Annotated in this window: 15 protein-coding genes and 1 pseudogene; 2 read left to right on the plus strand and 14 right to left on the minus strand. The window is 67.0% G+C overall.

The window, feature by feature from the left end; genetic code table 11:
• Positions 1-17 precede the first annotated feature (17 nt).
• The 11 genes from HQN78_RS10940 to HQN78_RS10990 form a co-directional block, all read right to left on the minus strand.
• Positions 18-1,142: a 2OG-Fe(II) oxygenase gene (locus HQN78_RS10940; protein WP_235089488.1), complete on the minus strand. Its 1,125-nt coding sequence runs from the start codon at positions 1,140-1,142 to the stop codon at positions 18-20.
• A gap of 9 nt (positions 1,143-1,151) precedes the next feature.
• The gene (locus HQN78_RS10945; protein ID WP_235089489.1) at positions 1,152-2,387 is read right to left on the minus strand and encodes an HEXXH motif-containing putative peptide modification protein; all 1,236 of its coding nucleotides are present in this window, start codon (positions 2,385-2,387) and stop codon (positions 1,152-1,154) included.
• Entirely contained in the window at positions 2,384-3,535 is a 1,152-nt protein-coding gene (locus HQN78_RS10950) for an HEXXH motif-containing putative peptide modification protein (protein WP_235089491.1), read from the minus strand. The genes HQN78_RS10945 and HQN78_RS10950 overlap by 4 nt, the downstream gene beginning before the upstream one ends.
• On the minus strand, positions 3,519-4,337 hold the full coding sequence (locus tag HQN78_RS10955; RefSeq protein WP_235089493.1) for a hypothetical protein: 819 nt from the start codon (positions 4,335-4,337) through the stop codon (positions 3,519-3,521). The genes HQN78_RS10950 and HQN78_RS10955 overlap by 17 nt, the downstream gene beginning before the upstream one ends.
• A 23-nt stretch (positions 4,338-4,360) precedes the next feature.
• Positions 4,361-5,257 (minus strand): hypothetical protein, encoded by an 897-nt coding sequence (locus HQN78_RS10960; RefSeq protein ID WP_107798576.1) that lies wholly within the window; start codon positions 5,255-5,257, stop codon positions 4,361-4,363.
• Positions 5,254-6,756 carry a radical SAM/SPASM domain-containing protein gene (locus tag HQN78_RS10965; protein WP_227107527.1) on the minus strand — a complete coding sequence of 501 codons (1,503 nt, stop codon included), beginning with the start codon at positions 6,754-6,756 and terminating at the stop codon, positions 5,254-5,256. Before HQN78_RS10965 ends, HQN78_RS10960 begins: the two co-directional genes overlap by 4 nt.
• 27 nt (positions 6,757-6,783) lie before the next feature.
• Positions 6,784-7,779 carry a radical SAM protein gene (locus HQN78_RS10970; protein WP_227107525.1) on the minus strand — a complete coding sequence of 332 codons (996 nt, stop codon included), beginning with the start codon at positions 7,777-7,779 and terminating at the stop codon, positions 6,784-6,786.
• A gap of 92 nt (positions 7,780-7,871) precedes the next feature.
• On the minus strand, positions 7,872-8,321 hold the full coding sequence (locus HQN78_RS10975; protein ID WP_107798579.1) for a hypothetical protein: 450 nt from the start codon (positions 8,319-8,321) through the stop codon (positions 7,872-7,874).
• Between the two features lie 328 nt (positions 8,322-8,649).
• Complete coding sequence (locus HQN78_RS10980) at positions 8,650-10,302, minus strand: ATP-binding cassette domain-containing protein (RefSeq protein WP_235089496.1); 1,653 nt, start codon at positions 10,300-10,302, stop codon at positions 8,650-8,652.
• A gap of 270 nt (positions 10,303-10,572) precedes the next feature.
• Positions 10,573-12,168, minus strand: a complete 1,596-nt coding sequence (locus HQN78_RS10985) for an FAD-dependent oxidoreductase (RefSeq protein WP_235089498.1) — start codon at positions 12,166-12,168, stop codon at positions 10,573-10,575.
• Between the two features lie 31 nt (positions 12,169-12,199).
• Complete coding sequence (locus tag HQN78_RS10990; protein ID WP_235089500.1) at positions 12,200-14,113, minus strand: thiamine pyrophosphate-binding protein; 1,914 nt, start codon at positions 14,111-14,113, stop codon at positions 12,200-12,202.
• A 496-nt stretch (positions 14,114-14,609) separates the two neighbouring features.
• On the opposite strand from HQN78_RS10990, the gene folE reads away from it, so the two are divergent.
• Together folE and HQN78_RS11000 are read left to right on the plus strand one after the other, a co-directional pair.
• Positions 14,610-15,305, plus strand: a complete 696-nt coding sequence (gene folE, locus HQN78_RS10995; RefSeq protein ID WP_227107517.1) for a GTP cyclohydrolase I — start codon at positions 14,610-14,612, stop codon at positions 15,303-15,305.
• A gap of 144 nt (positions 15,306-15,449) precedes the next feature.
• Positions 15,450-15,875 carry a BLUF domain-containing protein gene (locus HQN78_RS11000; RefSeq protein WP_107798585.1) on the plus strand — a complete coding sequence of 142 codons (426 nt, stop codon included), beginning with the start codon at positions 15,450-15,452 and terminating at the stop codon, positions 15,873-15,875.
• A 171-nt stretch (positions 15,876-16,046) separates the two neighbouring features.
• Here HQN78_RS11000 and HQN78_RS25825 read toward each other — a convergent pair.
• The 3 genes and pseudogenes from HQN78_RS25825 to HQN78_RS11020 form a co-directional block, all read right to left on the minus strand.
• A pseudogene (locus tag HQN78_RS25825) lies at positions 16,047-17,263 on the minus strand (MFS transporter).
• A 153-nt stretch (positions 17,264-17,416) separates the two neighbouring features.
• On the minus strand, positions 17,417-18,634 hold the full coding sequence (locus HQN78_RS11015; RefSeq protein ID WP_107800101.1) for an ATP-grasp domain-containing protein: 1,218 nt from the start codon (positions 18,632-18,634) through the stop codon (positions 17,417-17,419).
• 47 nt (positions 18,635-18,681) lie between these two features.
• Entirely contained in the window at positions 18,682-19,653 is a 972-nt protein-coding gene (locus HQN78_RS11020) for a cupin-like domain-containing protein (protein ID WP_107800102.1), read from the minus strand.
• Positions 19,654-19,694 lie beyond the last annotated feature (41 nt).

Raw genomic sequence — 19,694 nt, forward strand, 5'->3', positions numbered from 1 at the left:
GCGTCGGCCGGGCCCTCCTACCCCGCGCCGGTCTGAGGCCATTCCGGGAACAGCGTCTCGGCCAGGTGCATCACGCGTATCGGCAAGCGATGCGCCCAGGGGCGAACCTGGGCGGCGCAGCGGCGCCAATGCTCGTGGGTGAACATGCGGCTGGGCGCGCTGGCCACCCACACCGCCAGCACCAGCGCGGCGCGCAGGGTGTCCGGGTCGGTGCTCAAGCCCACGTTGACCTGGGCGGCGGCGTGTATAGCCTCGCTGGCCGGCAGCGGCGCGCCGGGCGCGAATCCCAGCCGCGCCAGGGCCGCGCTCACTTCCGGCGCGCGGACGGGTTCCGGCCCGCCGGAACGGGCGGCGGCCAGCAGCAGGCCGGCCGCCTGCGCCGCGCCGCCCAGCCCCCACTCCGCCAACAGCGCTTGCGCCGCGCTCGGCGCCGGCCAATCGGGCGCATCCGAAACGTCGCCGTCGCGGTGCAGGCCGCGCTCGCCGGGATCGGATGCGGCCAGCGCCGCGTCCGGAAACAGCTGCGCCAGGGTTTGCCGCACCCGGCGCTCCACCGCCGGGGTATTGCCCTGGTGCCAGAAATTGAAGATCAGCGCGTCGCGCGGCTGTCGCGTCAACGCCGACACCGAGTGATAGGAATGCGCGCTCATCTCAAAGCCGAAGGCCATATTGGGATAGGGCCGGATGCTCTGGTAGACGGCCTCCGGCTCGTCGCCGGCGTGGATATTGAGCAAGCCGCCGTCTTCCGGCCGGTGGTCGCGGGTGAATTGCACCACCACGCGGTAGCCTTCGTAGCCCAGGCCGGGATTGTCGTTATGCACGCCGATGCGCTGGCCCGGCACCATGCGGTGCCCCAGCACCTGAATGTCGTCCGCGGACAGCGGCACCTCGAACAGGATTTGCATCTGCTCGCGCAAGGCGTCCAGAAACTCCTCGCGCACAAAGGCCGGCGCGTCCGGCCTCAACATATAGAGCCGGCGCAGATCCAGCCGATAGGTGACGAAGAAATCCCCCACCCGCTCCTCCCAGGGCAGCGGGCCGCTGAGCACCGCGCCCGCTTGTGCCGCCACCGTCTCGTCGAAGGTGTCGAAGCAGAGGAAGTGGCGGTACGGTTGCTCAAAGAACAAGACGTTTTCCAACATGGTTCGCCCCTATGCGCAATGTGCCGCGGCGTCGCGGCCGGCCAAGGCGCGGAACTGGTCCGCCCTCAGCGCCAGCGGCCGCCACAAGGCCTGTCCCAGCGCGGTCAGCGCCCGCGCCCGGGCCAGAGATTCTTCCATCTGGGCGCGCCAGTCTTCCAGCTCCGACACATTGCGCGCCAGCTCGCTGTGCACCGCGACGCCGGCCATGATCAGCCGGTAGTAGAAAATCAGCACGTTGACGAAGGCGTGGTGGGCCTTGAGGATGCCCAGCGTCGGCCGCTGCTCGCCGCGCGCCGGGGAATGGAAGGTTTCGCCCAGCGAGGGATCGCTCAGCGCGCCCATGGCGGCGAGCTGGTGCAGATAATCGTGGCTGACCTCATGCACCAGGGTTTCGGCGCAGCGCAAGGGGTCCGGATGGATGGTCATGTACAACGCGCCGTTGAGCATGGAATAGCTTTCGCTGTTGAACTTGCCCGGTTCCAGCCGCAGCGGGGACACCACGCGCAGCAGACGGGCGATCCAGCGGTGGTAGGCCGGGGAATAACAGGCGATCAGCGTCATCGCCCGGTTCAAGGTGGCGGCGCAGCCCGGGCCGGGCGGGACGACCTCCGGGTCCGGGTTGAGCAGGCTGCGCGGCAAGGGCCGCAGCACGATGTCCGGCCCCGCCTCGCCCAGGGCGACGGCCGGCAGTTTGCGCGCCGGTCCCGTCACGCTGCGCCAGCTCTCGCCCTCGCGCTCGAAAGCGCAACCGCGCTGCGTGTGCGCGGCGGTGTCCAGCCGGATTTCCAGCCTTTGCGCGTCGCCGCTGACGCGGTAGGCGACGGCGGCCGGCAGCGCGTAGCCGGCGAAGCCCAGCGCCAGCGGCCGGGACAGCCGCAGGTGGAATTCGCGGCCGGGCCGGTGCGCGGTCCAGTGCAGCGCGCATTGCAGGGCGCGCGACAGCAACAGGTCCGGCTGGCGGGCCTCTTCGTCTCGCAGCGCTTGCAGATTGCAAAACGGATGCGCGGCCAGCTCGGTCAGCCGCGCGGTCTCTGCCGCGTCGGCGCCGCCCGCGGACAGCATGGCGGCGGCCATCTCCAACAAGGCCGGGGCGATGCCGGGCGCGTGGCGCTGCAGCAAGGGCCGCCAATGCTCGAGAAAGGCGTTCAACTGCCGGCCGCGCAGCTGCCGCGTCCAGCCGGCGTGCCAGTCCTCGTCGAAGGCTTCGAAGGGGCTGGAATAAGCGCGGGCGATTTCAGGGGTCATCGCGCGATCTCCTCGATCGGGCTCGCCGCCGGCTTCAGCAGCGGCCGCAATGGCAACTGCAAGGCGTCCAGGAAGCGCCGCCCTGCCGGGCTCAGACTGCGCGCCCGCTCCAGTTCCGCGGCCATGCGCGGCAGCCAGTCGCGCAAGTCCGCCATGTGATGACGCCAGTCGGCGTCCGCCAAGCGGCCGTTGCGGCGCAAGGCGTCGAAAAACAGCGCCACATTGCCGAAGGCGTGGTAGGCCAGCAGCAGCATGAGGGCCGGACGCCGACAGCGCTTGACCGGGGAGTACAGCCATTCTTCCGCCCCGCGCTCGCTCAAGGGGAACAACCGGTCCAGCAAGTGGAAGTGCTGATGGCTGGCTTCGTGAACCAGGGTTTCCGCCATGTCCAGCGGCGAGGCGAACAGCGTCATCGACACCAGCCCCGGATAGTGCAGGCTGCTCCAGCTGGACACCAGGCAGCCGCTTTGCCTCAGCGGCCGGACCTGGCGCACCAGGCGGCGCACCCAGGGGCCGTAGGCCGGCGCGCCCTGCTCGATCAAGGCCAGCCCGGCGGCCAGCGCCCGTCCGGCCGCCGCGTCCGGTTCGCCGGCGGCCTGCTCGCGATCGTCCGGGGTGCGCACCGGATAGGCGGCCAGAACGGGGCTTCTGCCCGCCCCGCCCCATGCCGCCGCCGCGGCGCTCAGCGCCAGCCGCGAACCGTCCGCGCCGGCGGCCTTCAGCGTCAGCGTCCGCCCGTCCGCGACGACGCTGAGCGCGCGGACGTCGGCGATCCGATCCGGCAGCGCCAGGGTGCGCGGCGGGCTCCAGCGCGCGCGCCATTCGCCGGCGACCCCGCTCAGGTGGGCGTGCCAGGCGATTTCCAAGGCGCAGGCCAACAGAAAGCCGGCGCGAGGCTGGCGCTCGGCCTGGGCCAGCGCGCCCAGCGCCGGGTGCCAGAGCCGTTCGAAATCCGGCTCCGCTTCTGCCAGCTCGCGCAGCGCCCGCGCCGCGCCGCCGGGCAAGGCGATGACCGGCGCGACGCGCTCTAGGAAAACGCTCAGGCTTTGTCGCCAGGCCCGGGCCGCGCAGCTTTCCAGCAGCGCCAGCCCGTCCGGATCGCCCGGGCAGGCGGCGCTGGCGGCGAGATCGTCAAACGGGGTGGACATCGTCGCTGCCCGCGGTGAAGTCGAAGGTTTCCAGGCCGCTCACGGCAAAATCGCCGATCGCCAGCCCGCCGGGCCGGCGGCTCACCCGCTCGGCGCCGCCCAGCGCGGCGCGGAAGGCGGCGGAGCCGCCCAGCAGCCGCAAGCCGCCGTCCGCCAGCGGCTGGCCGTAAACCAGCCCCAGCCGCGGATGGCGCAGCACTAGGCTGCGCAGATGGCGCGCCGTCGCCAGGCCGAAGCCGGGGTCGAGCCGGCACAGCGCCTCCCAATGCCGCATCGCCTGATCGCGGCTGGCCGCGCAGTCGGCGCGGCAGGGGAAGTGGCTGAGCAGATGCCAGCCGAACACGTCCAGCATGGTGTTGGTCCAGTAGGGCTGCGCGCCGCCGTCGCCGGCGAAAGCCGGCTCCAGGCGGGCGTGATGATGATCGCGATGCGCCAGATAGGCTTGCACGCAGCAATCCGGATAGCCCAGCAGGCGGCCGGCGATGACGTCGTTGTCGGTGAAACGCGCGGCCAACTCCGCCAGTTCGCCGTCGCGGGCGGCGAAGACGAAGGCGCGCGCGTCCGGCGCGGCCGTCTCGTCGCTGGCCACGGCGGACACCACGTAGTCGTCGGCGTCCGCCACCGCCGGCCGCAAGGCCCGCTCCCAGCGCCGGGCGTGCAAGCCCAACCGCCGCAGCGCGCCGATCACCGACTCCGCCTCGCGGTAGGCGCAGGACACCCGCGCCAGCGGCTTGGCGCCGGCCAGGGTCAGCGCCAGGTCCACCCGCGCCGCCTGGGTCAGCTGCGGCAAGGCGGCGCGCAAGCGTTCGGGCGAGGCGGACGCCCTTATTGAAACGCCACCAGATGCCAGCGTTCCGTGGGCAGTCTCGCCACTTCGCGCCCGTTCCGCGCGCTGAGCACGCATAAGTCCTCCTCCTGCCATGCAATGCAATCGCCCTGATCCAGCCGGGCCTCCGGCAGACGGTCGCTGGAACGCAGCGGCCGCCAGCCCTGATAAAACACCGCGTCGCCCACGGCGCCGCCGTAGAGCTGGGCGCCGAAATTGCCGTAACGCCGCGCCTCCGGCGGCTCTTCCTCGTCACGCAGCAGCAGCGGCAGCGGCAGCAGGCGCTCCAGTTGCGCGGCGAAGGCCGGGGCGGCGTCGCGCAGGACCTCCAGCAGCGCCGCGGCGTAGTCGACGCTGGCGCGGCAGCCCAAGTGGCAGGGAAAGTGGGAAATCAGGTAATACGGCGAACCGCGGCCCACTTCCATCTCGGTCAGGAAGACATTGAGCCGCCAGTCGCGCCCGCCCGGAGTGCGCGCCACCCGCAGCAGATCCGTCATCGGCGCGGCGCCGAAGTATTCGTTGGCGGCGATGCAGCAGGCCGGGTAGCCCAGCGCCCGCCCCAGCGCCACATTGTCTTGCCGCCGCTGGGCGTCCAGCCCCCGCTCCAGGGCCTCCGCGTCCAGCGCGTAATAGACGCGCGCGTCGTTGCGGCTGAAGGCGGCGCGTTCCTCCGCGGTGGCGTGGCGGTAGCCCCAGTCGTCCGGCGGCGGCACGTATCGGCCGTGGCGCAGGCCGCAGGCGTCCAGCAGCGCGCACAGCCGCGCGGCGCTGTCGCGGCCGGCGGTGAAGCGCGCCAGCGGCTTGAGGCCGGCCAGCACCGCCAGCGCCTCCACCGCGATGCGGGCGCCTTCTCCGCCGGCTTGCAGTTCGCCGGCGATCCGGTCCCGGGCGCTCATTGGGTGCTCATCCGGATGATGGTCAGCGCCTGGTCGATGCGCTGCGGCCGCTCGCGCATCAGCTTCACCACGAAGTCGAACAGATGCCGGGTCCGCTGACAGCAGGAGCTGGTCAAGGGCTGCGGGTCCAGCGAGTGGGTCTCGCCCTTGCTGACGATGGGGGACACGCCGCAATAAGGCCGGTAGGCGCACACCTGGCAGGCGTCGTGCTCGCGCAGCGAGTAGGACACCAGCTGACGCGCCTTGTCGGAGGTGACCGCGTCGGCGTAGCTGTCGGTGTGCACATTGCCGATGCGGAAATCGGCGTGGCCGCGGCCTTCGTCGCAGCCGTAGACGTTGCCCAGATGATCGTAGGCCAGATTGCCCAGCACCATGCCGCTGGGGTTGCGGAAGTCCACGTATTTGACGTCGCGGTTGTTGAACAGCTTTTCCAGCGCCAGCGAAAAATAGCGTTCTTCCAGCAGGATGCCCTGGTCCCACAGCGAAAAGATGTAGTCCAGCGCGTCGCGCCAGGCGTCGAAGAACTCGTCCATCCCCATGCCCACGCTGTCCCACTTCCCCTTGGCGAAACCCATTTTCTGCACCGGGGAGAAGAAGATGGAGGACTGTCCTTCCGCCACCGCGAAATCGACGTATTCACGCAGCTTGTGCAGATTGTTGCGCCCCACCACGATCAGCGAGGGCACGTCCAGGCCGCGTTCGCGCATGCGGGCGCGGTTGCGGCGGATATCGTCCCAATGGCCGCGGCCTTCCCAATCCACGCGCAGCGAGGGGTGTTCGGCGGCGTCGAACTCGATGGAGGTGGTGATGTTGATGCGGCTGGCCGCCAGATAGTCCAGCACCTCGTCCGGCAGTTCCACGCCGTTGCTGACGATGGAGAAGGACAAGGCGCGCTTGTGCGCCAGATTCTTGATCATCGCGTAGGCGTGCAGATAGCGCACCGCGCCGAAGTTGAGCGTGGCTTCGCCGCCCTGGAATTCGAAATGGATGCGCGAGGACGGCGATTGGTAGGCGAAGTCGACGATGGCGCGGGCGGTGGCTTCGTCCAGGTCGTAGCGGGCCGGGTCCGAGCTGTCGCGCACCACGGCGGCGTGACAGTAGGCGCAGCGCAGATTGCAGCGCCGCGTCATGCCGATGATGTGCAAGGCGGTGCCGGGAAAATAATTGGCGGACCAGTCTTCATAGGCCCGCATCACGCTGCCGGCGTTGCGCGCGGTGAGGATCAGGCCGCGCTCTTCCAGCAGATCGTGCAGCGCCGCGGGCAGGGCGATGCTGCGCAGCGCGCGGTACTCCTCCCGGCTCAACAGCGCCCAGCTGCCCTGGTCGCTGGACAGGAAGACGCCGTCGCCCACGTCCCGGGCGCGGTAATTGGGTTTCCAGCGGTCGCGCAGCCGGAAATCGGCGAAGATGTCCTCCATGCCGGCCCGGTCCGGCTGGGCGGGCGCGGCGCGCGGCGCGCGCGCTTCAATCGGGCGGATCGGGGTGACGACGTGGTTCATGGCGGGCCTCGCAAACGGGTGGCGGGTTCAGGCGATCAGATAAAGTTGCGGATGCTGGCGCGAAAAACTGGCGATGACGCCCAGCGAGGACAGGTCCTGGTGATCGAACAGCACGCGCAAGAAGGGCTTGTCGCGCCGCGGCTGATAACGCTCCAGCGCGGCGACGCGCACCTCGTCTATCAATTCCGCCGGGATCTCGGCCAGGGGCCGCACCCAGTCCCGGCCGTGGCGGATCAGCGCGCCGCGCTCGGCGCCCGGACAGGCGTCGGCCAGCCGGCAGGCGCGGCAGGCGCGGGTTTTCTCGTACCAGGGATGGGTGTCCACCGCTGGATCGGAATCCCGGATCAAGAGATCGAGGAAATCCGGTATCAGACAGGGCGCCAGTTTCTCCAGCGTCACCGGCACGCCCAGCGCGCGGAACAGCGGCACGATGGTGCGCAGCCGTTCGCGCACCAGCGCCGGATCGGCGATGGAGTCGATGAATTTGCCGGTGCGCACGGTGCCGCTGAACTTGAGGCGCGACGAGCCGGCCTCCACCGCGGTCACGCCGGTGGCGAGCAGGTGTTCCACGTTTTCCGCCAGGATCACGATATTGGTCTGGATGTCGAAGCCCAGTTCGCTGAGGCGGCGGATGCCTTGCAGGGTTTGCCGGAACGCGCCCTCCCGCACGCCGTTGAGCTTGTCGTGCAATTCCGCGCTGTGGCCCATCAGGCTGGTGCGCACTTCCAGCCGGCCGTCGGCCATGGCCGCCAGCCGCTCCGCCGACGGGCGGTGGGAGAACAGCCGTACGTTGGAGGCCAGGCTGACGCGGCGGCCGGTTTTCAAGGCCTCGCGCAGCACCTCCCAGAACACCGGGTCTATGGTGGGCTCGCCGCCGAAGATGTCCACCTCCTCGTCCGGCGCCGCCTGGTCCAGCTCGGCCACGATCTCCGCCAGCGGCCGGAAGGCGCGCTGGGCGATCTCGTCGTCCACGATGCAGAAGAAGCACTTATTGTTGCAGGAAGCCGTCAGCCGGATGATCATCGCCGTCGCCCCACGAAGAGGCCCGCAAGCGGGCCGCCAGGAAATCCGTCCCGACGCGGCTGGCCGCGCCGGGGTCCGCTCCGCCGCGCGGGCTATTTGACGCCGCGTTTCAAGGCCGCCTTGATCTGGGGGTTGTTTTCAATTTCCTTGAGCACCAGCGGGTCCTTGAGCGCGTCGCGCACCGCCGCCGGGTTCAGCGTGGTGGACACCGCCGGATTGGTGACCAGATCGCCCGGGGAAAACACGCTGGCCGCCTTGTCGTGGATATGGCCGTCGTTGTCGTGGATATTGCTGCGGTCGCTCCAGTCGCGGCTATGCCCGGCCGCCACCACCGAGCCGGCCAGCAAATCGCCGGACACCCGGGTCAGGTGGTCGAACTGGGCGCGCAAGCGCGCGACGTCGATCTTTTTCAATTCGGCGACCGTTGCGCTGTTGGCGCCGGCGTCCTTCGCCGCGGCGATGGGGTCCGACAAGAACTTGACGCGGAAATCGTTATCGCTCACCGCGCGCATCAGCAGTTTGTTCACTTCCGGTTGGGCCATGGTGTCCTCCTGGCTTGAGCTCTGTGACCGAGGCCTGCTTGGCGGCGCCCTCGTCTGGATGGAGCGGAAAGCGGCGGCGCGTGCTGCGACTGGAGGCACTATGCGGTCCGCGCTCCCAATCGGCTTCTTGCCGGCAAAGGGCCATTGCCGCTGAGCCGCAAAGCGGCCGCCGCGCCCCAGGGGAATCTCCGCACCCACCCAAATGCCTCGCCCATCCGCCTCGTCATCCAGCCGGCCTGCGTGTCACTGGAATGAAAAAGCGCCGACGGTTTTCGTCAGCGCTTTAACTATATTCATGCGTTTTTAGTATATCTGTACGTTAAATTACCTAAAACGAACTTTTATCGATGGCGCGCTCCGGCCGCTCCCTTCCGTCCAGCAGCCGCCAGCCGTCCTCGTCCGCCGTCAGCCAGCCGTCCAGATCCAGCGCGTCCAGAAAAGCGTCGTCGTGCGACACCACCAGCAGGCCGCCGCGGTAAGCGCGCAACATCGCCTCCAACGCTTGCAGCGACGGCAGATCCAGATGATTGCTGGGCTCGTCCAGCAGCAGCAGCGTCGGCGGCGGATCGGCGTAGAGCGCGCAGGCCAGCGCCGCCTTCAGCCGTTCCCCGCCGCTGAGCCGGCCGCAGGGCCGGGTCGCCCGCTCGGCGTCCAGGCCCAATTGGGCCAGCAACATGCGCAGCCGGCTTTCCCCCGCCGCGGGATTGGCCGCCAGCAATTGCTCGATCGCGCCGCGCCCGGGGTCCAGTCCGTCCAGATCCTGAGCCAGATAGGCGCAGGCGGCCGGCGCCCGCGCCTGTCCGGCGAGCGGACGCAATCGTCCGGCCAACACCTTGAGCAAGGTGGACTTGCCGCAGCCGTTGGCGCCGACGACGCCGATGCGGCGCCCGCCGCCCAGGCTGAGGTGAATCCGGCGCGTGGCCTCGGGCGCGAACGGCAACGCCACCTCGTCCAGAACAACGGCGACGCGCGGCAGCGCCGGCCCCTGCGGCAAGGCGTGCACGACGACCGCCGCGTCGTCCTCCGCCCGGCGGGCGGCCTCGCGCACCGCCTGGTCCAGCGCTTCCCGCGCCGCGGCCTGTTGCCGCCGCAGCTTGCCGGCGCTGTCCTCGCTGCGCTGCTGCTGTCGGTCCAACAGGATGCGGGCCTGGTTGGCCTCGCGGCCGCGCCGTTCGCCGCGGGCCTGCCGCCGCTCTTGCCGCTCCTGCTGTTCGCGCAGCGCCCGCTGGCCGCGCAAGCGCTCCTGTTTGCGCTGCTCCAGCGTTTGCAGCGCTCTCGCCTGTTCCCGCTCCTTGTGTTCGGTGTAAAAATCGTAAGCGCCGCCGTAGCCGGCCAGGCCCTGCGGCGACAGTTCAACGATGCGCTCCATGCCGGCCAGCAAGCGGCGGTCGTGGCTGATCACCAGCAGGCCGCGCGGCCAGAGGGACAGTTGTTCGATCAGCGCTTGCCGCTGGCTCCGGTCCAGATGATTGCTGGGTTCGTCCATGATCAGGAAGTCGGCGTCGGACAGTATGGCCCCGCACAGCGCCGCTCGCGCGGCTTCGCCGCCGCTGAGCGCGTCGGCCGGCGTTTCCGGGCGCAGATGGCCCAGGCCGAAACGCCGCCATTCCCGCTCCAAGCGTTGGCGCAGATCCCAGCGCTCGGCCAGCCGTTCGAAATCCCGCGCGTCGACGCTGCCGGCTTCGATGCGCGCCAGCGCGTCCAGCGCGCCTTGCAGTCCGGCAAGGCCGGCGGCGGTGTCGCCCCGGAGCGCGCCGGCCCGCTGCGCCAGATAATGCGTCGTCCCCCCGCGCAGACAGCGGCCGGCGCTGGGCCGCAGCTCTCCGGCCAACAAACGCGCCAGCACGGTCTTGCCCACGCCGTTGCGGCCCACCAGGCCGATGCGCTGAGCGTGAAACGCCATATTGAGATGACTGAACAGAACCCTGCCGTCGGGCAGTTGATAGGACACGTCGTCCAAAGTGAGATGGATAGGCGTCATGAAGCTTTCCAAAGGATGCCGAACATTCCCCTGCGCGCAGGGGGCGGAGAACGTGGCCGTCTAGGAGGACGGCGGCATCAATGGCGCATCGGACGAAGACCTCGGGAAAGAATGGGGCCGCGCTAAGGGGCTGGCGCGGCGGCAAACCGTCATGGTAGCGCGCGCCGGGCCGCGCGCCAAGCGGGACAGGCCTGCCTGTCCCGCTCCCTGAAACGCTTCCGCCTCCCGTCTGATGGTCCCGCCGGCGCGCGGCAGACCAAAAACAGGTTCTCAGACCAGCTTGGCCAACATCATGTCCGCGGTCTGCAAAGCCCCCTCCACCCAGCCCTGGGCGTCGGAATAGGCCTCGCCGCACACGTATAGCGGCTGGCCGTCCAGCGGCTGGATGATCTGCCGTTTCACTTCCCAGCTTTTCACCCCGATGTTCCAGCTGTTCCAACCGCCGCCGTACGGGTCGTCGCCCCAGTCGCGGAAGGCGGCGTTGCGCACTTTGGGCGTGTAGGACAGGCTGTGCATCACCGTCAGTTGGCGGGTGACTTCCTCGGTCATCCTCCGCGGAGCCTTGTAGCGGTGCCAGCTCAGCTCCTTGGCGCGCACCTGGTCGTCCGCGCCGATGAAGGGATCGGCCAGCTCGGCCACCTCCAGCCCCTTCTTCCAGGCGCTGTGACGGCGGCCGCGCAGACCGTCCCAAAAGCCGGTGTTGTCGCCGTCGTCGTAGCTGGCCAGCAACATGGCGTGGCCGTGCAAGGCGGGCAGGCCGTTGCTGCGCGGCCAGTAATAGGTCTGGCGCACCGGCAAATCGGTGACGGAGCGGCCGGATTTGACCGGCACGTAGTCGCCGTCCGCCGTGCTGTAACCCGTATTCAGCCACCAGGGGCTGTTGTAGGTGGTGAACAGTTTGAACAGCGGCCGCGGCGTGACGCTGGCGGCCAGTTGCTGGAAGCGCGCGGCCTCCTGCAGCCAGGGGCTGGTGGCGGACAAGAGCTCCAGCGCGCGGCGCGGCATCGCCAGAATCAGCGTTTTGGCGGATATCGTCCGGCCCTGGGCCTGGAACTGGAAGCCCGACTCGCTGCGCGTCACGCCGCTGACCGGGGCCTCCAGCCGCACCTCGCCGCCGGCCTGTTCGAACAATTGCGCCAACACCAGCGGCACTTGCTGAAAGCCGTTGCAAAAGCCCATGTACTGGGCCGATACGCCGAAGTCCGACAGAAACCAGGGAATGGCGTCGGCGGCGTTCCAGTTGCACAAGGTGGTGTCGTAGCCGCCGGTGTCTTCGGCGTATTGATAGGCTTCGCCGGTGATCACGCGGAACAACACGTTCCAGAAGCCTTGCTGGTATAGCGGCACGCCGCCGAAGCTGGCGTTCTGCGCCATCTGCCGGCGCTCTTCCTCGGTCAGCGATTTATTGGTGATGCCGGGCACGATCTGCTCGATGGCGTCGATGATGACGGCGCCGCCGGTCTGGCCGCGGTCCAGGAAGTTGAGCCGGTACGGCACTTTGTCCGGCTGGGTGGTGAAGTCTTGCAGCCGCAGATAGACGCCGCGCAGATAGGCGATGTTTTGCGGCTCGTCCACCGGAAAGCGGTAAAGCTCGATCTGTTCCGGCGCCGGCAACAGCGTATTCAATTCCTGAATCAGGTCGTAGATCAGCGGCTGCACCTCCGGCAGGATGCGCATGCCGCCCAGTTCCGCCACCATGTCCGGAATGTCCGGCGGCCGCACCGACAGCAGACGTCCGCCGATGTGGTCGCTGGCCTCGAACACCGCGATCTTGCTCTGGGGATAGTGTTGTTGCAGCCGCCAGGCGCTGTACACGCCGGACACGCCGCCGCCGACAATGGCAATGTCTATGTTTTCGCTAGCCATGTTTGCTCGTCCTCGCTATGTGGAGCCGGGATCAGAAAATCACCGGCACATTGGCCGGCTGGCCGTTGTCCGTATTGCGCTGGCCGTCCCCGTCCGGGACGTGGAAGCAATCCAGCCTCGGCTGATGGCGGTAGCGGGCGTTGGCCTGCTGCGGCGTGGGCGGCGGCTGATCCAGGCCCACGGTCTGCATGTCCAGCACATAGGCGCGGCCGGCCAGCGCGTGGTCCAGCCCGCGCCGCACCGCGGCGCGCACCGCCTCCGGATGCGCCACCACCTCGCCCTCCATGCCGCCGAAAGCCTGGGCCAAGGCGACGAAATCCGGTTTGGGCCGGTGGATGCGCAGGTATTCCGGGTCCTGGGTGCGCGCCTGCCAGCCGTAGCCCGGCGCGTCGCCGTACATCGCCTCCACTTGTTGCAGGCCCATTTGCAGGGTGTGGTATTCGTGGTTGTTGGTGATGATGTAGAGCACCCCCAGCTGGCGATGCTGAGCGGTCCACCAGGTTTGCGGATAGAACAAGGAGGAGCCGTCGCCGGTGGCCGCCACCACGAAACGGGTGTCTATGCCCTGGCAGCCTTGCGCTTCCAGCTTGATGCCCAGGGTGGCGGGCATGGACCAGCCCAAGGAGCCGCCGCCGACGCAGTAGTAGCTGATGGGCGCCGCGGCCTCTTCGGTGAAGGGCAGCAGGTACTGGAACGGCGCCGGGTCCGACACCGCTTCGTGCACGTAGACGAACTGCTTTTCCAGCCGGCGTTCGCTGATTTCCAGACGCAGCGCGTCGGCGATCACCACCGCCCAGATTTCCTGCTGTTGCATCGCCTCGCGCAGATAGACGTCCCATTGCAAGCGCCGCGCTTCGGCTTTTTGCCGCAACAGCTCATTGCGCTGCCGCGCGGCCGCCGACGGCTGCTCGCCGATCTCCCGGTTCAGCAGCGGCAAGGTGGCCTTGATGTCGCCGAACAGCGCGCATTCGCCGTAGTAGTTCTTGCCGATGTCCCAGCTGTTGTTGCTCAGATACACCTGGCGCACCGAGGGCGGGATCAAGGGGCCGTCGCTGTACTTGAACACCGTGACCTGAGCCTGGTTGCTGAAGCCGCATAAAAAGGCGACATCGTGGCCGGCGAACACTTGCTGCAGATCTTTTTGCCCGCCGGGCAGTTCGCCCTGCCAGTGGTAATCCCCATTGGGGAAGTTGGCCAGGCTGCTGAAGGTTTGCAGCGACACCGGCGCGCCGATCAACTCCGCCAGCGCCTGCAATTCCGGCCAGGCCTCGGCGTAGCCGGCGGCGTCGCCCACCACGATCAATGGGTTGACCGCCTCGCGCAGCATGACGGCCGCCTGACGGATGGCGTCGGCGTCGGCGATGAAATGCGGGGAGATCCGGGTAATGCCCGGCAGGCGGTCGCCGTCGCCGATGCGCCGCATGGTGAACTCCCAGGGAATGGCGACGAACACCGGCCCGTTGGGCGGCGCCATCGCCTCCTTGAAGGCGCGCTGCAACACCATCGGCAATTCTTGCTCGGTGCGCACCTCATGCGCCCACTTGGTGTATTGCCGCGCCAGGTCCACCAGATTGGAGGCCAGCAGCGGCTCCTGCGTGACCAGCTCGTTCTGCTGCTGGCAACACAGAATCACCAGCGGCGCCTGCGAGCGCCAGGCGTTGAACAGATTGCCGATGCCGTGGGCGATGCCCGGGGTGACGTGCACCACCACCACGCCGGGCTTGCCCGTCATCCGCGCCGAGCCCATGGCCGCGCCCATGGCGATGTTCTCGTGCAGGCACTCGATGTACTCCACCTGGTTTTCCGGGTAGGACGTGCCGTCGATGATGGGAATCTCATTGGTGCCGGGCACGCCGAAAATGCGATGGATGCCCAATTGGCTCAATGCGTCGAACACATAGTCCCGGGCCCAGCGCTGCCGGCTGTTTTGCTGTTGGCTATTCATTCCGTCCCGCCTCTCTCCATAAGTTTTCGTTCTTATGTGAGTGGTAATCCAGGCGGAGGAAAATTCAATCCGGATAATTTCTGTGTCGAAAACGCCAATGCGGACGGACGCTGCGCCGCGCCGCGCGCCCGCTTCCGGCCAACAAGGCTTGAGCCGGCGCGGCGAGAGGCGCCGCCACGCGCCCAACCCCGTCCAAAAGGACAGCAATATCCTGTATGGCCAGCCGCCGGCATTGACTTTGCATGCCCGCCAAATTAAGGGCTTCCCGCGTCAAGCCCTGACGGGCTAAGGGTTTCTACTAGGCGCATCGGCTGCGGATGCGCTTCGTTTGCTTGTGCTAACATGGAGCGTTCCTGTCGCATCGGCCAGGCTCCAAGCACGCCGCCTTTCAGGGAGGCGCCCACCGCCTGCCCTGCCCCAAGTCATGCGCAATGGATAGAGCCGCCGGCCATGGCGGCGCCAAAATGATAAATAAGCATCCGAGACTGCCAACACAATGAACAAGACCAATACCGTTGACCATCTGCCGGTCTCACAACGCATCCGCAGCCGCCTGCAGCAAGCCGGCGTCCGTTTCCACGCCAACGACAATATCGCCGCCCACATCGAAGACGGCGAGTTGGACCTGCTGCAATCCGAGGTTCAGGAGAAACTGAAAGCCGTGCTGGAAAGCCTGGTCATCGACACCGAGCACGACCACAACACCCAGGACACCGCCAAGCGCGTGGCCAAGATGTTCATCAAGGAAGTCTTCCGCGGCCGCTATGTGCAGATGCCGGCCAGCACCGAGTTTCCCAATGTGGAGAAGCTCAACGAGTTGATGATCGTGGGTCCGATCACGGTGCGCAGCGCCTGCTCCCACCATCTGTGCCCCATCATCGGCCGCGTCTGGGTGGGGGTGATGCCCAATGAACATTCCAATCTGATCGGCCTGTCCAAGTACGCGCGGCTGATAGACTGGGTGATGACCCGGCCGCAAATCCAGGAAGAGGCGGTGTCCCAGATCGCGGACCTGCTGATGAAGAAGCTGCAGCCGGACGGCCTGGCCATCGTGATGGAGGCCGACCACTTCTGCATGCACTGGCGCGGGGTCAAGGACAGCAATAGCAAGATGACCAATAGCGTGATGCGCGGCTCCTTCCTCAGCGACGCCAATCTGCGCCGCGAATTCCTGTCCCTGATGCATAAATAAAGAGCCCGTTCACCGTCTCTCGGGCAAGCACGGGACAAGATCTTGAACAGGTTTTAAGGTCAGCGGCAAGACGGCGCGCAGCGACTAAGATGAAACGAGGCCGCGCCGGTCTGGCGCGGCTTCTTCGCATCCAAGGGGCACATCATGCTGGTACGCCTGACCTACTGCAGCCGCGCGCACAAATCCATAGACAGCGATCTGGTGGACGACATCATGATCGCCGCGCGCAAATACAATCCGGCCCAGGGCATCACCGGGGTGCTGTGCTACAGCAAGGACGTATTCGTGCAATCGCTGGAAGGCGGCCGCGCCGAGGTCAATCTGCTGTACCAGAAACTGGCCCATGATCCGCGCCATCAATGCCTGACGCTGCTGGACTACCAGGAAATGGAGCAACGCCGCTTCGCCAACTGGAGCATGGCGGAAGTGATGATGGAAAAACTCAACGCCTCGCTGCTGCTGCGCTATTCCGCCCAGGCGCGCCTGGACCCGTTCAGCCTGCCCGGCGCCAGCACCGCCCTATTGCTGGAGGCGCTGGCCGAGGCCGGCAGCACCCAGATCCGCCACTGAGAACCTATTCAAAGTCTGCTGCGCTTCAGCGATACGGCGTTGAAAACGACTTCAGAATGCTCATGTACCACATGTACATTCCGCTTCTTCAGCCGTTTTCGCCTTGTCTCGCTCTAGCTCGCAAGACTTTGAGCAGCTTCTAAGCAGCGGTTTACGCTCTGCTCCGCTTCGCTAAACCGCGCCCGCCGCCTGCGCGCGCAAGCCGGCGCTCGACTCCTGCAACACATAGGCGACGGCGATGCACAGCAGCGACAAGCCGGCGAGCGCCAGCCAGAATTGGCCGGCATGGCCGTAATCCGCCATCCAGCGATAAACCGCAACGCCCATGCCCCCGCCCAGCGACTCCCCCAGCGCGGTGCTGATGGACAGCACGCTGTAAGCGACCGCCCGGCTCTCCTTGCCGATCAAGGACAGCAGCAGCACATCCATGCTGGGCGCGAACATCATCTCGGCGAAGGTGAACAGCAGCACGAAGGCCAGCGCGCCGATATAGCCCGGAAGCATGAAGGGCATGATGAAGGCCAGCGCGAAGGTGGCGTAGGAAGAACGGACAATGCCCAGCGGCTTGCCGCCGCTCCAGCGGTGGGCCAGATGGGTGACCAAGAGCTGAAGCCCGATCACCAGCAAGGCGTTCAGGGTGTACAGCCAGCCCAGCTTGCCCGGCTGGGCCAGCGTTTCCGAGACATAGAGCGCGAGCACGTTGAACAGCTGGCCGTACAGCAGCCAGCAAAAGAAATTGATCAGCAGGAAGGGGGGAATGCCGGGCACGTAGAGCAGCTTCCAATAAGCCAGAAACGACGGCGCGCCGCCGCCGGGGTGCTTCATGCCCAGCTTGCCGAAGTTCAGGAAGGTCACCACCCCGGCCACGCAGTAGGAGACGGCGATGCCGATCAACACCAGCTGGTACTGCCCTTGGCCGCCAGGTACAGAGCCAGCGGCGCCGCCGCCGCCGCCGCGATATTGATGCCGATATAGGTGATGGAGAACAGCTTGGCGCGGTTGTCCATCATATCGCTGGTCGCCGCGGCCAGCTGCTTGCTCGCCAGCGCGTTGATGGAAATGCCGGTGCCGGACAGGGCCAGCGCACAGGCGGTCAAATAAAAATCCTTGGCCGAATACAATAGCAAGAAGCCGACCGCGGCCATGACGCAGCCTATCAGCACGGACTTCGTCGCCGCCATCCGGTCCAGCCACGGCGCCAGCGGTATCTTCGCCGCCTTGGTCGTCAAGGTGAACAGGATGACCAGCATGGCGATCCGTTCGGCGCTGAACCCGGCCTTGTTGAGCGTGACCACCAGGGTGGAGACCAGGCCGTAGTAGCCGAGATAGGTCATGATGTAATGCGCGGTGATGTACAACACGCTGCGCCGGACCGGATGTGAGTTCATACTTGCCTGTCTTTAGACCCGCTAACAAAACCCCTGATCCTGCGTTGCGCCTCCTTGTCGTACGACTTGTACTGCCTGCGTCGGCGCGCCTTGGCTCAGGTTCTCTGCGAGGTGTTGTTAGCGGCTCTTATTCGAGTTGATCCAAGAAACGGTTCAAAGTCCGCCCTGCTCCGCGCTCAGCGCTTCCCACTCCACCCGCACCGCGTCGCGCGCGGCCTCCGCGTTGGCGACGGCCCGCTCTATCGAGTCGCCCACGCACAGCGCGTAGCCCTGGCGGGAATTGGACGATTTAAGCGTCTCGCAGCGCAGGCCGGCGTGCAGCTGGCATTCCACCCGGATCACGCCCTGGGCGCTTTTCGCCTGCTCGACGCCGCTCACGTCCAGAATGCGGGCGTTTTCGTAGGAGAAGAAGCGGATGGCGGCGGCCTTGGCAGCCGGCTTGCGTTCGGGCCGCGGCAGATCGGTGAGCGCCGCGATGGTCTCGCCGGTGAGGTTGACGCCGCTGACCAGCTCGCACATTTCCCAGATTTGATCGCCGCCTATCCGGGTTTGCGATTCGATGATCCTGGGCCCGGACGGCGTCAGGCGGATCTCGGTGTGCGCGGGCCCGGTTTTCTGGCCGATGACGTCCAGAAAACGGCTGACCAAGGCCTTGACCGCCGCCTGCTGCGCCTCGTCCAGCCGCGCCGGCACCTGATGGCCCAGCTCGATGAAGCGCGGCAGCGCCGTGACCTCTTTCTCGGTGATCATCGCGATCTCATGCCGGCCGTTGATGGACAGCGATTCCACGCTGTACTCCGGGCCGTGCAGGAACTCCTCCGCCAGAAGCGGCCCGTCCATCACCGCGCGGGAGCCGTTCCAGCGCGCCTCCAGATGCGCGTCCTCATCCACGAAGAACACGCCCTCGCTCAGGCCGCCGGCATACGGCTTCAGCACCATGGCCTCGCCGTTGAGCGAGCGGAAAAAGCTTCTCGCGTCGTCCAGGCTTTGACAGACCTGGTATCGCACCGGGCTCAGGCCGTGGCGGCCCAGCAGCTCCCGCATCTTGATCTTGTCGCGCGTGTTCAGCACCGCTTCCAGATTGTCGCCGGCGACGCCGAGCTCGATCGCGCATTGCGACGCCGGATGCAGGCCGTATTCGGTGAAGGACACCACCGCGTCGAACGGGTCCTTGGCGTGCCAGGCGCGCGCCAGCAGCAAGACCTCCTCCATGTCTTCGTAATCCATCACCGCGTAGCGCACCGCCGCGCCGTACTGGCGCTCATTGACGCGCTCCGGGATCTGCATCATCGAATAGCGGGCGCCCAATTGCTCCAGCCTGTCCAGCGTGTGGTTCAATCCCCCGACAACCAATACATGTGCTTGCTTCATTTATTTTCTCCTGATGATGTGTCCCGCACCGCGGGGCGAAAGCCGGATCATGGGCGCAGTTTCGACAAATCGATGCCCATGCGCTTGGCCCAGACCCGGTTGCGCATCATCACCACGTTGAACAGTTCGGGATGGGTGAGCTTGACCTCTTCCGGATTGAGGGCGAGCGCCAGCAGCTCCGCCATCCGTTGCCGGATATGGGTTTGCAGATTGGCCTGGTCCAGGCACTTCCGTCCCAGGCCGATGGAGTTGCTCAGCAATTTGATGCGGTGGAACCACAGCGCCGGCAGATAGAGCACGTCGCCGGGCTTCAGCGTGCATTGCATCAGCTGGGCGGCGGGATCGTCGGCCAGCGCTTGCAGATCGGCGCCCCCCGTCTCCGTTTCCGGCAACATCGCCTGCGGCCCCAAGACGGTCCAGTGTTTTTCCCCCACCAGCTGCACATGCATGACGTCGATGGTGTAGGAGTCCTGATGCAGCCGGGTGACGCCGCCGCGCTGGCCCAGCCAAAGCTGGTGATTGGTGGAAATCACCTCGCCGTACAGATCGCGGCGGAAATCGTATTGGGCGATGTCCAGTTCCGGCATGTCCGCGGCCAGCTCGGGGCAGGAGGCCTGGTAATACCATTCCTGCAGATAGATGGGCGTCGCCTCCGGCCCCTCGTTGCGCATCAGCATGTCGACGAACTCGGCGAAGCTGGCCTGGGCGGAACGCTGGCTGCTATAGCTGTTGACCACCACCGGCGTCGCGCCGCAGCGCTTGGCCAGATGCTCGAAACTCCAATGGCGCACCGCCGGCCAGTCGGCGGCGTAGCCTTCCAGAATCACCGGCCGCTGCTGGTGGCGGTATTCGCGGTCGAACGCCTCCTTGCTCAAGCCCCGGCGGCGCTCGATGCCCGGCGCCCGGCGCAGGGCCTCGGCGACGGGGCCGCTGGAGAACGCGTTTTCAACGATCTCCAGGCTGGCGACATCGCGCCGCTTCAGGATATTCGCTTCGATCAGAACGGGAGCGTGTTGCATGGATTCCTCCAATAGACTTAGAGCCGCTAACAAAACCTCGC

Origin of the sequence: Chromobacterium sp. Beijing (assembly GCF_021496765.1) — a bacterium.
Lineage (GTDB): Bacteria > Pseudomonadota > Gammaproteobacteria > Burkholderiales > Chromobacteriaceae > Chromobacterium.